Source organism: Candidatus Thorarchaeota archaeon (assembly GCA_021498125.1).
GTDB lineage: Archaea > Asgardarchaeota > Thorarchaeia > Thorarchaeales > Thorarchaeaceae > B65-G9.
Genome location: JAIZWL010000001.1, coordinates 831,315 through 845,568 on the forward strand (window position 1 = coordinate 831,315; position 14,254 = coordinate 845,568).

Genomic DNA, 14,254 nt, shown 5'->3' on the forward strand with positions numbered 1-14,254 from the left:
GACCCACAGGCAAACGTTATGCAGGTGAAATAATTGAGTCCGTCGAGCAAAAAAGCACGAAAACAAGGTTCACGTACTAGATCAGTACCAAGTGTAGCGGATGCTGGTGATATCAAACAAGGCACAATTGCTAAGTTTATGCGTAAGCGGACTCAGCTTGTCGGATTTGAAACTGGCCTTAACAAACATACCCAATATGCGATAGAATTTCTTGACAATGCTGTTGATGCACTTGAGAGCTGGTGGTGGAAGTCACCGAAGCATCCACGGCTCCCTGAGCATCTTGATCCCGCTATCATTGAGGAGATCAAAGAGAAGATACAACCGACCCTCTACGATTCAATCGCCTTGAGTAAGAAGCTGGAAAAGGCTGTTCGCGAAGGCAAGCCTGTTGAGATTCCCACACGCCCAAAGGAGAACCTTGAGGAAAAGGTCAAGGCGTTCCGAAAGTTTCTGATTCCCTTTAGAAGTCTCATTCGAAAAAATGAGCCATTTGCTGTCCTTCAGCTCACTGAGATTCAGATGCCTGATCTCGTCCCTCTGGATGACGAGGAAGGTCTGAAGGTCTATGAATTCACCTGTTTCGATAACGGTGTTGGGATGATCCCTCGCGACTTCGAGAAATATGGTATCTATCTAGCATCAAGCAAGTCTGAAAAACTACGACAGACACGTGGGAGTCAAGGTTTTGGTGCGCCATCAGCATTTAGCGATGCCCAAAATACAACTGGTAAACCCATATTCTCAGTCACGAAGCGCTTTACTGAGGATAAGGCAATCGTCGCAGACTTTTTCACAACGACTGCAAACACTAAACAGTATGAGGGTGGTCCGGTTGAGATGGATCTCCCGTTTGAGCATGGTACCTACATTCGTCTGCATTATTTGAATATTCAATATCGACGAGGGTATGCGGATGTCTATGCCGAGATGGCATCATTACTGAACTCCCATGTCACGATTATCTTCATTGATCCCTATGGTGTGATTCGTGTCTATCCACGTCGTGTCAATGTGTTTCCCGAAGAGCCAAAATATGCACAACCTCATCCTGCGAGTATCCGGATTGGGGAATTTCAGGATCTTTTGCGTGAGACCTCAGAGCAGACTCTTGGAGGGTTTCTGACAAAAGCATTCTGTAGAATCAGCACGAATAAGGCACGGACGATCATTCAAGAAGCGAACAAAGAACTTGGTCGCAAGCACCTACCAAAGATAAGCATGAAGACCCCTGTTGATACTCTCTCAAAAATCGAGATCGAGCTCCTTTACAAGGCGTTTTCAAGTCAAGACTATATTGCGCCTCCGACTGATACAGTTGTTCCGGTTGGTGAGGAAGTCTTTGAGCAGACCATCAAACTTGCTTATGAACCCGATTTTGTGACTGCGGTCACTCGTAGACCGACTTCAGGGAAGGGACTCTCTTTTGCGGTTGAGGTATGTATCGCCTATGGTGGTAAGATCTCTAATGCGACCTCTGCGCCCATGGTTCTCTGGCGTTTTGTTAATCGTGTGCCCAAGCTCCGGGACAATAGTGACTGTGCAACATGGAAGGCCTGTGCCTCGGTCAATTGGCGAAATTACAAAGTTCAGACGTTCGATAATGGTATTCCTCGAGGCCCCATGATGGTCTTCATTCACGTCTGTGGTGCTTATGTCCATGTTATGTTCAAAGGGCAAAGCAAGCAGGCACTGGCGGAAGATGAGGTTCTCCTACGCGAGATCAAGTTGGCCCTTGAAGACGCGGGCCGTCGTTTCCGTCGTTTTATCACACGGCGTGAGACCGCCAAACGTAAGGCAAAACGCGCGGGAGTTCTTGCGATGTATGCGGACCAGTTTGCACAGAGTCTGGCATATATCGTTAATACTGCCAAGGGAAAGACCGTCTTTGATCCTGAGACCGTTGCAAGAAAATTACGTGATTCAATTACCGGCTTTGAGACCCAGCGTGATATTGAAGAGACCGAGTCCGATGGTGTAGGTAACGATTTGGTCTCTGACGTGCCCTTGGGCGACGTAAGTGAAGTTGACTTAACGGAGGGTGATTAGGATGAGCCCCAAAAAGCGGGGGAAAAAGGAGGCCACTCAGGCAACTCTTGAGGAATTAGTAGAACCAGTGACGAAGAAGAAGACGACAAGCGCTAAGCGATCAACATCTAAATCACGCACAACCAAGAAGTCAGCAAAAGCATCTTCAAAGACAAGTTCAAAGGCCAGCACAACCAAGGCGCCTAAGAAAAAGACCACTAGTACGAAGAAGACGACCACAAAGAAGACCAAGTCTAAGCCAAAGGAAAAGAAGACGACCACAAAGAAGACCAAGTCTAAGCCAAAGGAAAAGAAGACGACCACAAAGAAGACCAAGTCCAAAGAGAAGAAGGCGACACCTAAAAAGACTAAGACGAAGCCAAAAGAGAAGGTCAAAGCCAAAGAGCCAGTCAAAGAGTCGTCTGTAGAAGGACCATCACTTGATGATCTTCCGGGTGTCGGTAGCAAGACCCGCGCAAAGCTCATTGCCGCGGGATACGGGTCCATAGAAAAAATCTCAAAGACTCGTGCTTCGGCCTTATCCAAGAAGATCGAAGGCCTGTCCACAGATGGGGCAGATCATCTAATTAAGAGTGCAAAGAAACTATTGCGTGAGAGCAAAGAGAAACCTGCTGATTCCGAGGAGCAGTCAGACTATCCATCATTGACAGAGCTTCCCGGTGTCGGAAAGAAGTTAGCAGATCGTCTGGTGGATGCTGGTTATGATTCTGTTCCACGACTATCCCGCTCACGACCACAAAAAGTTGCAGCAGCAATTAGTGGACTGAGTGTTCCTAGGGCAGCTGAGATCGTGGCGGCAGCAAAAGACATGATGAATCAGATTCAGATCGCTCGAATTGTAGAACCCACGCCAGTTATTGTGGCTACCACACAAAAAACAAAACCTGAAAAGAAACCGACAAAGAAGGCCGAATCCAAGTCCGAGCCAAAAGAGAAGACGCCAAAGAAGTCAACAAAGAAGGAGCCAAAGAAAGTGAGCACGAGACGCACCACAAAGAAGAAGGCTCGTACAAAGAAGGTACCTCCTGTACGAAAGAAACCAATCCGTAAAAAGTCTGGACTTCCTGTACCAAAAGCAGTCACAGACCTTGAGGCTGAGCTGAAAGCCCGGTGGGCAGGTGCTGCTGCACGTGAGGCTGCACGCGAGGAGTTTCAGGAGATCGTTGAAGTCGTGTCACTTCCACGTGAGGAAACAATAGAATTACTTGTCGAAGAGGCGATGGAGGTTCTTAATGAGGCGATCACAACAGGCCGGCCTGCGTTCGAGATCCCAAGTCGGTCCAGTGATAATATCGTCTGGGATGAGATTCGTGATCTTCTCCTGCTGGGCATGAAGACCTTTTCCAGACCTTATCACTCACTTGCCTCAGTGGTCGATGCGACTCGCACCGCTCGTGTCATGGAGATCGTCTTCAATCTACTTCAGTCCAATCTTCACGCAACGAAACGTGAGATCTATTATTCGGATGTTAACCTCTTCAGAGATCAGAAGTATAGCGATAAGATCATTGAAGATGTATCCTCAATGTTACAGACGACACGTGATAGCATTCACGTAGTGGCTTCTGCACGTGGTTCTGCGATGGGTCGTGTACTGATTCGCGACGGCGGTGATCTAATCGACCTGACAAAAATGGGAACTGGTGGTTGGGCAATCACGCCCTTCCTTGATCAAGTCGAGATCGTGGAGAGCGACGCAGAATTCATTCTTCTCTCGGAAAAAGACGCAGCAGTCATGAGGCTTGCAGAGGCAAAATACTGGAATCGCCAACCCTGTATCGTTCTTACAGGCAAGGGATCTGGAGATATGGCAACAAGAGCTTTTCTTAAGCGACTTGTCAAAGAACTCGAGATTCCCGCCTTTGCCCTGGTGGACTCTGATCCATATGGGCATTACATCTATTCTGTCTTCTTGAGAGGCAGTAAGCGTCTGAGTTACGAGTCGCCCTTTATTGCAACTCCGGAACTCAAGTTGTTGGGTGTACTGAGTCGTGACCTTGATGCGTATAATATTCCCAAGTCTGTGAGAATCCCCATGGAGCCAGCGGACATCAAACGTGTAAAGGACATGTTAAAGGAACCCTTTGTTCAGGCTAACAAGGAGTGGGTTGAGGACCTTAAACTGATGCTTAAGCTGAAAGAGAAGGCCGAGATCCAGGCATTTGCAAGTCACAGTTTCAAGTATTTGACAGACGAGTATCTGCCTACCAAACTCGAGACCGGCGACTGGATTTAATCGCCTCTAATGTAGATCCTTCTAAATCCTACAATCGTATCAAGACATCTGAGAGCTTCCTGTGTAATTGTTGTGTATGCATGCCGCAGGTTATGCTCTTAGGATCTTTTTCTCAAGGCCCTTCAATCGCTTGGTCGCACCAGCAAGACGATATTTCTCAGCTGCCTCTTGGTACAGTGATAATGCCCGTCTACTGTCCCCCACTTTTGAGAGGTTGTTCGCCTCGCTCTCAAGGGCCTTTCCCCATTCTTCATAGGTCCGTTGAACACGTTCGGAGCATTTTGCACGCATCTTGGCAAGCGATGTGAACATGTAGAGTTCACGGGCTTTCCGAAATTGTACGATCGCCCATTCGAACTCTTTTTGTTTCAGATGCTGTTCTCCCTCGATGTAGTGCGACTCAGCCATGGCCTCATAGCCCTCGTCAACCTTTCGTGTTGCCTCCTCTAGCCCTTTCTTATCATTGGCTCTCTCATATAGTAATTTTGCTTTTTCGAAGGACTCTATTGCTTTCTCATGTTCGCTTCTCTTGAGTAACTGTAGCCCCGCCTCCATTCTGGCTCGTGCCATGGCCTCGTATACGTAGTCCGGATACTTGAAGTCGTCAGTAGTTATGACTGCTCCACAACTTGGACACATTGGGGTCTCGAGTTCCCGCATAGGTTCTTCGACAACGATCTTCTTTGGTTTGCCAACGACGATCTCGATGAACTCCTTGCTCGTGGTTCCCTTCCCTTCAGGAAATAGGTGACTGACCGCCTTTGCGGTTCTTGACGGGTCTTCTTCTGTAAAGAGATGGGTCTTTGCATCTTCGGGTGCGGGAATAAATTCTCTAAGTGGCTCTAGGGACTCTCCGAATGTGGGATCTACTTCTCTCACAGGAACGGGTTCCATGTCCTCCATGTCCTTCGGGACTGGCGGCTCCACTTCGACAAAAGGATCTCCTTCTCTGACCATATCGGTATCGATCTCTCTTGTGATGGTCGATTCAACTTCTCTTATCATGCTCGGATCGATCTCTCGGATCTCTCCATAATCCGATGCGGCTGTGCTCTCCGTCTCGGACTCCTCATCAACTTCCCATTCTAATGCCTCTTCGGGCCTTGTCTTCTCGCGGGTCTTCTCTTCAAGTGAGGCCGTTGTTGTTGGAGGAGGAGATTCGGCCATTACATCTTCGATAGGTTCTAGTTCAGATTCGGGAAGTAATTCTTCATCAATTGGCGGAAGACTATCTGCATCTGTGCTCTCTATTGGAGAAGGCTTTAAGGCCATACTATCCCCTGCGAGCATACTGGTCATTGTACTCTCAAGTGTGTCGAGTCGATCATCGGTGGCTGGTGTTGAGGGCGGCCTATGTGTGACTATTGCTTCTTCAGTGCCTTCTACATTCAATCGTGTGCCACAATGCAGGCAGTGTGTGGATCCTTTTGCGACTCTATTACCACATTCCGGGCAAATAATATATTCCGGCAATTTTGTTCCTGTCCCTATTATTGTTTACGTTTTGTTGATACATTTTGTAGTCTCATTATATTTCGAGTGAGAGTACACGAGGCTCTCCGGCCTTTGCTGGTATAGTCCCCTACGAGTATACAACTCGCGCAGACTTTGACTCCTATGATATTATCATAAGAGTTGTGGTGATGTGTCTTTCATTTGAATTATTTTAACCTGAACACAAAAGAATGTATGTTGTAAGTGTTACCACAAATCCTACCATGATGCCCAGTGCACCTTGAATTAGTGTGTGCTGTTTAAGGACCGATCTCGACCAGACTACGACAAACCATATCACAATCACTGGTATTGCAACCATGCCATACATGTATATGAGTGCCGTACTTGGGCCTCCTACACCTGCGGCATGAACCGAGACCTTTGTTTTGAATGTGAGAAGCATGACTGCGGTAGTGACCATTAAGTAGGCTGCCGCGAGGACCCGGAATATATCACAATAAAACCATGCATAGAGACCATAGGCCAGCGCATAGCAGATCAAAGAATATAGGAAGAACTTGGTCCTATGATCTCTGACCGACACGTCAAGATCAACATGTCCTTTCCACGCATTATAGACAATTGGTAAAATTGGTGCGACCACCATCAAGCAAAGGCAGATGAGAAACGCAGTCACGGGGTTTAGGATTGGCCCGAGATCATTTGGAGATGCCACAACTATGACGAGTGCTATGTAGATATTGAAGATCGGTGCAGGTGTGAGTCTTGAAATAATCCGTGCGGGTCTGATATGCCTGCCATCCAAGTCGAGAATCTCATCATTAAATTTCAGGTCTATCACCAATTGGCTTTTTTTGACAGAATTCTTATTTATTGGATTGTTTTGTACGTAGATACAGGTGTTCAATCCAGCAGGAAAAACCTTTTCTTACAATAGGGAACACTGACAGTAAGGGGCACACAAGCCCAGTGAAGGATGTTGAAAAACATGCCAGCAATGCCAAAGCGTGAGATCTTCGAGCGTATCATTCAAAACATTACAAGTAAGTTCCCTGATGTCTATGCTGCTCTTTTTATCAGCCCAGAGGGCTTTCCTATCAATAGTTGGGGTGTTACAATGGAACGGGCAGAGGAGATCTCCGCCTTATTGAGCGCGCTCATCGGAAAGACGAAGGAAGTCATCACTCAGGTCAATGAGGGTGCGGATATGCTCTTTATCCAAGTACAGACCACCCAAGGTGGAATTAAGATCGCGCCTCAGGAAGAGTTCATTCTTGTGACAATGACTCGTTCCGAATAAATGAACCTCACTTCCGACGGGGACTCGTTGTATGGCCCCGTCATGCTATATTATATGAACACTCGGTGTTACCTCCAGTGCCCTTTTTATACACACATTTGCTATGTGAAGGTGGCCACGTGCTTGATCAGACAAGGCAAACAAGTGGTCGAGCACATAGGAGGTCATTGCGATTTCACCGGATGAAGAACTTGAAGATGTAGATTATGACGAATTCGAAGAGGGTGCAGATGCCGCTGTTGAAGAAGGTGAGGCCCTCACAGGCATGGAACTAACGGATTTGCCTGGAGTCGGTCCAGCAATTGCTAAGCGTCTTGCAGAGGCCGGATTTAAGAGCGTAGAGGCCATTGCCGTCGCTTCTCCAAGCGAGCTGGCCGCAGCAGGTTCAATTGGTGAGACCACTGCAACTAAAATCATCAAGGCCGCCCGCGAGATGTTGGATATCGGATTTGAAACGGCTGATCTCTTGCTAGAGCGTCGTAAGGTCGCCGGAAGAATCTCTACAGGTTCGAAGGCTCTCGACGAAATCCTTGGCGGTGGAATAGAGACCCAGAGTATCACTGAAGTCTATGGTTCATTCAGATCAGGGAAGACTCAACTCGCCCATCAATTGTCCGTAAATGTTCAACTCCCTCCTGAAAAGGGAGGGCTTGGTGCTACTGCCATCTATATTGACACTGAGGGAACTTTTCGACCGGAACGTCTTGTTGACATGGCTCTCGCAGTCGGACTTGATCCGGAAGAAGTGTTGAAGAACGTCATCTGGGCACGAGCCTACAACTCGGACCACCAGATTCTTCTCTGTGATCAGGCCATGGAGATGGCTCCCGAGAAGAATGCTAAACTATTGGTTGTTGACTCTGTGACAAGCCACTTTCGTGCCGAGTATACAGGACGTGGTACTCTAGCCGCCCGTCAGCAAAAACTCAACAAACATCTCCACCATCTTGGTCGTGGATCAGAGGTCAATAATATGGCCGTCTTCATTACGAACCAGGTCATGTCGCGACCTGATGCATTCTTTGGCGATCCCACTGCACCTGTTGGTGGCCATGTCCTTGCACACGTTCCACAGACCCGTTGTTATCTGCGGAAATCGAAAGGCGAACGCAGGATCTGTCGTCTTGTTGACTCTCCGAATCTTCCAGAAGGAGAAGCGGTATTTACCGTCACCAAAGACGGAATACGTGATGTGTGAGTACGCGATCTGATTAATAATATAATGGAGTGTGGCCACTATTGGCCACGCTTACTTCTTTCTAAATTCCGCTGATTGGACTATTGCAAGCACTGATTCATTCCACTGCTTGAAGCCACTTGGGCTCGTAGGATATCTTGCATAGATCCGATTCATCTTTTTCATCAGGCTAGCTGCCTTCTGAAGACTTCTGAGAAGTGAGGGTTTAGTGATACTGCGCTTAACACGTCTCATCTTATCCGCCAAAGAGAGCGGTATGCCATCTCCTCGGTTTGCGGCCATGAGGTCGCCAGCTTCTAAGAGCCTCTTCTCAAAACCAAAATTCATCTCTTCATCAGTGACTTGCTGTAACAGGCGTCTGAAGATCTCCAGAGAGGCCAGTCTCCGGCCAAATCCCCTAAGGAATCGCACATTGTAGTCCCAGAGGCCGTTGACCGTGTAGTCGCGTCTTGCAATAGCCTCCTTTGCAACTTCACCGAGGATTATACCCGCACGCATTCCGGGTCCGAGTCCACCACCATGAATTGGATTAGCCTGTAGTGCAGCATCTCCAACAAAGGCTACTCCATTGCCCACAAGGCTTGCCAGAGGTCTCCGAACTGGTACTGCGCCTCCTCCACTATCTAACACCTCACAATCGTAGAGTAGTGGATATTCCTCTTTAAACGAGTCATAGAGCGCCTTAGGAGAGCCTCTACCGCCACCACCGCCGATCCCAACTCCCACATTGACTGACTGAGGCCCTTTCGGAAAGATCCAGGCATAGCCTCCGGGGGCGTATTTGCCACCCAAGAACACACTCGCAACTTCAGGTTCTGCCATGGGATATCGTAGTTTTACAATCTCCCGGTAACACAGGGCGACATCTTCCTTGTCAACATGTTTCTCAACAAATTCACTATCAAGCTTGTTTCTGATCGTGGCTGCAAAACCACTGGCGTCAACTACTATCTTTGCTGCAATTGTATCTTCTTGTTTCGATTTGAGATCTTTGTATCGCACGCCCGTGACTTGTTCACCTCGTAGGATAGGTTCGCCTACCCTGTATTCGGTCATCAACATGACCCCTGCTGCTAATGCCTCTGATAGCAGCCGTTGGCCAAAGGACAATCGATCAACGGTCCACCCATTAAAGTCATCCCATCCTCGAACCTTGAGCTCATGGGTTAGACTGGGCGGGTATACATCGGCCCCGGAGACCACACTTGATACTTCTCCATTCGCGGGATAGTTAATGCCTGTATCATCAAAATGTGATTTGCTGATCTCATCGCCACATACTTTTCTGCCAATCAGATCTTGTGGCTTCTTCTCTAAGATGAGTGTCTTGAGACCTAATTCTGCACATCTTCTGGCTGTCACGCACCCTGCGCTGCCAGCACCAACTACAAGGACATCGACCCGCTTCAACTTAATTCAACTAAATAATCCCAGTCTCAGATATAAATGCACAGGTGAGAATCGATTGTTTTTTCGAGTTCAACCTAAACGCCCCTGTCGGAATTGTTATTTATACTGGTATTTGCCGCACACAAGAGGTCCTTTTGATGGTGAATCTTGTTGCAGTCGGTCTCCAATGGGGCGATGAAGGAAAGGGTAAGATCATTGATACCCTGTCAGGACATTTTGACATAGTTGCAAGATTTCAAGGTGGAAGTAATGCAGGGCATACTGTAGTCACCGATGGTATCACGTACAAGTTCAGGATCATTCCGACTGGTGCAGTACGCGGAAAGACTGTTGTGATCGGTAATGGGGTGGTCGTTGACCCTGCGATTCTACTTGATGAGATCATGGCTCTTGAACAAGGTGGCATCAAAGTCGATCTTGTGCTTAGCGAGCGAGCTCATGTTATCACACCTTTTCAGATTCAGATTGATGGACTGATGGAGGAAGCAAAAGGTGCCTCAAGGGTGGGAACGACTAAGCGTGGCATTGGTCCGACCTACGCGGACAAGATCTCACGAATTGGTCTTCGAGTGGGTGATATTCACAACGACGATCGAAATGCATGGGGCCAGTTCGAAAAGGCCACACTATCGCGTATTGAGAAGCAATATGGTGCGGAGCCAGTAAAGCCGCCCACTGAGGTCTTTGAATCCCTCTCAGAGATAATGCACAAGCTCGCTCCGTACATCTCTGATTCGGGCGCATATCTACGGGCCGCTATTCAGTCCGGAAAGAATGTTCTCTTTGAAGGGGCTCAGGGCACGCTCTTAGACATAGATCATGGAACATATCCCTATGTGACCAGTTCTAACTGTGTTTCCGGCGCAGCAGCTACTGGTACGGGTGTTCCTCCAACTGCCCTTGATCACATTCTAGGGGTCACAAAGGCATATACGACGCGCGTGGGCGCAGGGCCCTTCCCCACGGAATTGAGTGACGACGTAGGTCAACGTATTCAAGAGCAAGGCGGTGAGTTTGGGACAGTGACAGGCCGACCACGACGCTGTGGTTGGTTAGATATAGTTGCACTTCGCTATGCAGTGCAGTTGAACGGAGCCGAGTTTCTTGCAGTCACTAAAGTGGATGTTCTCTCAGGAATCGACCCTCTCAAATTTGCAGTGGCATACGAAATAGAAGGTGTGGAGATCTCTGATTTTCCCGTATCCATTCACAAGCTGCAACAGGTCACTCCGATATATGAAGAGTTGCCTGGGTGGAAAGAGTTCTCATCGGAAGACTGGACACGAATGGCTAAAGCTGGGTATGATGATCTCCCGTCAGCTCTGAGAGAATATCTCTCCGTGATCGAGAGGTATACAGGCTCTAAGATCGCTATAGTATCAACAGGGCCCAGTCGTACAGATACTCTCTTCCGGCCCGAGGTCAGTGATTTGTTCACAGATGACGAAACTCGATGATGACGATCGATATGACCACAATGCCTACAATGAGGAGCATTAGTGGCGGTGTCCAATTGAGGAACAGTTCGAAATATGCCACAATGACTGAGGGATTTAGTACGATCGTGACGATGTGGGCATAGGTGAGCAGAAATCCGTAGATGGCGAATATCGGATAGAACACCGGGCCTCCACTTATGACAAGCAAGAGTATGATTAGGGCGAGATTGCTTCTTGTGGGGTCGAGAAGGGGTACAGGAATAATCTCATTGTCCTCGAGCTGAAAGTAATAGCTGACCAAGAAAGTCGGCATCCTTATGCGGATAAGTTCTAGGATCTGCACTCCTAGTTGCACAGAGAGCATGATTGAGGTATGGACCAGCATGTAGTCCAGAATTATCATGTTGATTAGTGGCAAGTCAGTGCCGAGTAACTGAAAGCTCTCAACAACTCCGACCAGAACAAAAAAATTGATGATAAACAGGGCAGAATGACCTGCAAAGCCCTTGAGAATTTGTGTTCGTCGTGCCAGCTTCACTCACTCTCAGACCATTTTCATTGGCCCGCTCGCCTGTGGTGTGATTTTTGATAACTGTTCCTGTTTGAGACTTGCTCTTCGGACAAGTTCGCTAAAGAGCTCATCGATATTGTCTCCAGTCTTGGCTGAGGTCTCAAAGTGGATGACATCAAGCCATTTTTCGATCATCTTTCCAGCCTCAGGTGGGACCAGTCTGTCTGGTCTGTCGATTTTGTTCGCTACGACAGCTACTACCGCATTCGGGCAGACCGTGATAAATTTCGTGAACCATTCGCCGATGTTCAAGAATGTCTGCGGTCTGGTGACATCGTATACTATGATTGCCATTGAGGCTCCAGCCATATATCTACGTCGGAGTTCGTTGTATGAGGGCTGGCCTGCAAGATCCCATAGCACAATCCTGCAATTGATAGGGCCTTTACCGGGGACATCTACTTTGACATTTTTCAGGGCAAAGGTTGTTCCAATGGTCATGATGTAATGTTCACTGAAACTGCCCTCGGTATATCTCTTAATGCAACTCGTCTTTCCTACAGCTCCATCCCCTAGAGCCACCAATTTGAACATATGTGTTATTGAGTCCGAGGACACTCTCTACACCTGACCTATTAATTCTGATTTGGAGTCTTCTGCATTTAACGGTATTCCCTATGTTTACACTTGAATAAACTATGTGTTACAGGCTGCAAAGGCTTTTTTATGGGTTTGTTTTGTCATTATTGTAAGGACGGTGACATCTTATGGCAGAGCAATTCCTCTCTCGCTTGAATGAGATCGAGAAAAAAGTTGAGGCCCTTGGAGAAACCCTCAAGCGTATGATTACAATTTTAACAACTGTTACTGAGATCAAGACTGAACTTACTGTTAGTCGCGAACAGATTTTGAAAGCAATACAGTCTCAAAGTGTTCCTGAGGCCAGTCTGTCCGAAGAACTGGCACAGCTCGTAGTAAGCGAAGTACGTGCTGCTAAAGATGAGATTCTCTCACTCCGCTCTGACGTGCAGCCTAGTGGTGGATCTGGTGGCGCTGACACCGACCAGTTGGCTGAGATGATTAAGACCGAGATCGGTTTTCTTGGCAAATTCCTGGGCGAGCAGATTGATGCCTTTAAGGAAGAGGTACAGGAGATGATCAAGAGTATGCCTCCGGCTCCCGTTTCACCGCCTCCAACCGTGGAAGCCTCTTCAGCAGCACCCGTGGCCAGTGCTCCAACGACGCCCCCTGCTACTCCAGCAGCAGCATCTGCCGCTCCAAGTAGTCTGCCATTAGACCGAGCCATGAAAGTAGCCGATCAGCTTGACAGGATAATCGCCTCGATGAAGATGGGTTGTGTTGCAGGTGATGTCTTGGAAGTGATGGCCGACGCAAAGTCTGAGATTATGAAGATCACTCCAAGTGACCCCATCATGGTCAAGATTGACAAATGGGTTGGAGTCGTAGCCTCGTACTCAAAGCGTCACCAGCTTCAAGCACGTGACATTCTGAAGTTGAAGAAAGAGATTCGTGAGGAGCTTCCAAAATATAGACCCAGCTAGTTAGTCTTGGTCCTCTGCACCCTCTGCAATGATTTTCATGGTCGCCAAGACACGTATAATATCCGTTGCCGAAACAACTCCTATCGTGTCGTTTCCGGCGACGACAGGGATGTGTTTCTTTCCTGTCTGATCCATTAGTGCAAGGGCCTGCCAGAGATCCGCATCAGGATCGATAGTGACGATCTGCGTCATCATGATATCCTTTACTTGCAGCCCCTCATAGATGTCTGCTGACAGTAGATGCGCAGCGATGATATCACGTTGGGTCACAATCCCCACCATCTCGTCTTGTCTGGTGATGATCAGGCTGCCAATGTCTTCAGCAGCCATAAGTTTTGCAGCCTCTGATACAAGTGTGTCTTCGTCTGCTGTTACGAGGATATTTGTCATGAAGTCTTTTACTTTCATGTTGTTCGGTCTCCGGTGTGATTTACCTCGTCACATCTTTGGTTCTTTAAGTTCTCTTAATTTCTTTAGTAACATGATCTCCGCGAGTCTAGAAAACACATCAGTGACCAACTGCCCCGTCTTTGCCGAAGTCTCAAAATAATCGGCTTGGAACCAATCCCTTAGCATGAACCCCGGTTCTTCGGGCACCATCCTCTGGTCGTCCAAGTCCACCTTGTTAGCGCAGATGATCGCATCGGCAGTAGGGCAGGTTTCTCTAAATGACTCGTACCAATTATTCATGGCCATGAACGTTTCTGGTCGCGTCACATCATACACAATAATTGCGCCCGCTGCGCCCTTCATGAATCTGCGTCTGAGCTCCTTGTACGTATCCTGACCACCCATATCCCAGATGACCAATCTTGCATCACGAGTCAATCCATCCTCACACAGGACCTTTACATCCTTAGAAGCAAATGTCGTCCCAATAGTCTTCTTATATTGTTCTTCAAAGGCATTCTCAGTAAAACGTCTCAGTAATGAGGTCTTGCCAACTCCTGCCTCTCCAATCAAAACGACCCTGAACTTGTACCCACTAAACTCTTCACTGCTGGGCTTAGTGGCTGTAGCATCTTGTTGGTTCAAGGGACTTGTACCTCCAACTTGGGTCCGTATGAGCATCAAGCTCTCATCTTATATCT

General features: G+C 47.8%; 13 protein-coding genes. 6 read left to right on the forward strand and 7 right to left on the reverse strand.

Annotated elements, in window-relative coordinates:
• Positions 1–33: 33 nt before the first annotated feature.
• Positions 34–2,049 carry a DNA topoisomerase VI subunit B gene (locus K9W43_04130; protein ID MCF2136409.1) on the forward strand — a complete coding sequence of 672 codons (2,016 nt, stop codon included), beginning with the start codon at positions 34–36 and terminating at the stop codon, positions 2,047–2,049.
• 1 nt (position 2,050) lies between these two features.
• Positions 2,051–4,285, forward strand: a complete 2,235-nt coding sequence (locus K9W43_04135; protein MCF2136410.1) for a hypothetical protein — start codon at positions 2,051–2,053, stop codon at positions 4,283–4,285.
• A gap of 90 nt (positions 4,286–4,375) precedes the next feature.
• Here K9W43_04135 and K9W43_04140 read toward each other — a convergent pair whose 3' ends face one another.
• Both K9W43_04140 and K9W43_04145 read right to left on the reverse strand, forming a co-directional pair.
• Positions 4,376–5,677 carry a hypothetical protein gene (locus K9W43_04140; GenBank protein MCF2136411.1) on the reverse strand — a complete coding sequence of 434 codons (1,302 nt, stop codon included), beginning with the start codon at positions 5,675–5,677 and terminating at the stop codon, positions 4,376–4,378.
• Between the two features lie 274 nt (positions 5,678–5,951).
• Positions 5,952–6,584 carry a hypothetical protein gene (locus K9W43_04145; protein MCF2136412.1) on the reverse strand — a complete coding sequence of 211 codons (633 nt, stop codon included), beginning with the start codon at positions 6,582–6,584 and terminating at the stop codon, positions 5,952–5,954.
• A 147-nt stretch (positions 6,585–6,731) separates the two neighbouring features.
• Between K9W43_04145 and K9W43_04150 the strand changes: the two genes are divergently transcribed.
• Positions 6,732–7,043 carry a roadblock/LC7 domain-containing protein gene (locus K9W43_04150; protein ID MCF2136413.1) on the forward strand — a complete coding sequence of 104 codons (312 nt, stop codon included), beginning with the start codon at positions 6,732–6,734 and terminating at the stop codon, positions 7,041–7,043.
• A 265-nt stretch (positions 7,044–7,308) separates the two neighbouring features.
• Positions 7,309–8,241: a DNA repair and recombination protein RadA gene (gene radA, locus K9W43_04155; protein MCF2136414.1), complete on the forward strand. Its 933-nt coding sequence runs from the start codon at positions 7,309–7,311 to the stop codon at positions 8,239–8,241.
• A gap of 51 nt (positions 8,242–8,292) precedes the next feature.
• Here radA and K9W43_04160 read toward each other — a convergent pair whose 3' ends face one another.
• Complete coding sequence (locus tag K9W43_04160; protein ID MCF2136415.1) at positions 8,293–9,651, reverse strand: NAD(P)/FAD-dependent oxidoreductase; 1,359 nt, start codon at positions 9,649–9,651, stop codon at positions 8,293–8,295.
• Between the two features lie 137 nt (positions 9,652–9,788).
• Between K9W43_04160 and K9W43_04165 the strand changes: the two genes are divergently transcribed.
• A complete protein-coding gene (locus K9W43_04165) occupies positions 9,789–11,108 on the forward strand; it encodes an adenylosuccinate synthase (protein ID MCF2136416.1) in 1,320 nt (439 codons plus the stop codon).
• Here the strand turns inward: K9W43_04165 and K9W43_04170 are convergent.
• Together K9W43_04170 and K9W43_04175 are read right to left on the reverse strand one after the other, a co-directional pair.
• Positions 11,086–11,628: a hypothetical protein gene (locus K9W43_04170; GenBank protein ID MCF2136417.1), complete on the reverse strand. Its 543-nt coding sequence runs from the start codon at positions 11,626–11,628 to the stop codon at positions 11,086–11,088. The genes K9W43_04165 and K9W43_04170 overlap by 23 nt on opposite strands.
• Positions 11,629–11,634: 6 nt before the next feature.
• Positions 11,635–12,219 carry a GTP-binding protein gene (locus K9W43_04175; protein ID MCF2136418.1) on the reverse strand — a complete coding sequence of 195 codons (585 nt, stop codon included), beginning with the start codon at positions 12,217–12,219 and terminating at the stop codon, positions 11,635–11,637.
• Positions 12,220–12,368: 149 nt separating this feature from the next.
• On the opposite strand from K9W43_04175, the gene K9W43_04180 reads away from it, so the two are divergent.
• The gene (locus K9W43_04180; protein ID MCF2136419.1) at positions 12,369–13,163 is read left to right on the forward strand and encodes a hypothetical protein; all 795 of its coding nucleotides are present in this window, start codon (positions 12,369–12,371) and stop codon (positions 13,161–13,163) included.
• Here K9W43_04180 and K9W43_04185 read toward each other — a convergent pair whose 3' ends face one another.
• Together K9W43_04185 and K9W43_04190 are read right to left on the reverse strand one after the other, a co-directional pair.
• Complete coding sequence (locus tag K9W43_04185; GenBank protein ID MCF2136420.1) at positions 13,164–13,571, reverse strand: CBS domain-containing protein; 408 nt, start codon at positions 13,569–13,571, stop codon at positions 13,164–13,166. It abuts the gene before it with no gap.
• A gap of 30 nt (positions 13,572–13,601) precedes the next feature.
• On the reverse strand, positions 13,602–14,234 hold the full coding sequence (locus K9W43_04190) for a GTP-binding protein (GenBank protein MCF2136421.1): 633 nt from the start codon (positions 14,232–14,234) through the stop codon (positions 13,602–13,604).
• Between the last annotated feature and the right edge of the window lie 20 nt (positions 14,235–14,254).

What these genes read in the sequence shown, in the direction of transcription:
- K9W43_04135 (MCF2136410.1), top strand. Translation starts at nt 2,051, where the DNA reads ATGAGCCCCAAAAAGCGGGGGAAAAAGGAGGCCACTCAGGCAACTCTT.
- K9W43_04150 (MCF2136413.1), top strand. Translation starts at nt 6,732, where the DNA reads ATGCCAGCAATGCCAAAGCGTGAGATCTTCGAGCGTATCATTCAAAAC.
- radA (MCF2136414.1), top strand. Translation starts at nt 7,309, where the DNA reads ATGGAACTAACGGATTTGCCTGGAGTCGGTCCAGCAATTGCTAAGCGT.
- K9W43_04165 (MCF2136416.1), top strand. Translation starts at nt 9,789, where the DNA reads ATGGTGAATCTTGTTGCAGTCGGTCTCCAATGGGGCGATGAAGGAAAG.
- K9W43_04180 (MCF2136419.1), top strand. Translation starts at nt 12,369, where the DNA reads ATGGCAGAGCAATTCCTCTCTCGCTTGAATGAGATCGAGAAAAAAGTT.
- K9W43_04185 (MCF2136420.1), bottom strand. Translation starts at nt 13,571, where the DNA reads ATGAAAGTAAAAGACTTCATGACAAATATCCTCGTAACAGCAGACGAA.
- K9W43_04190 (MCF2136421.1), bottom strand. Translation starts at nt 14,234, where the DNA reads ATGCTCATACGGACCCAAGTTGGAGGTACAAGTCCCTTGAACCAACAA.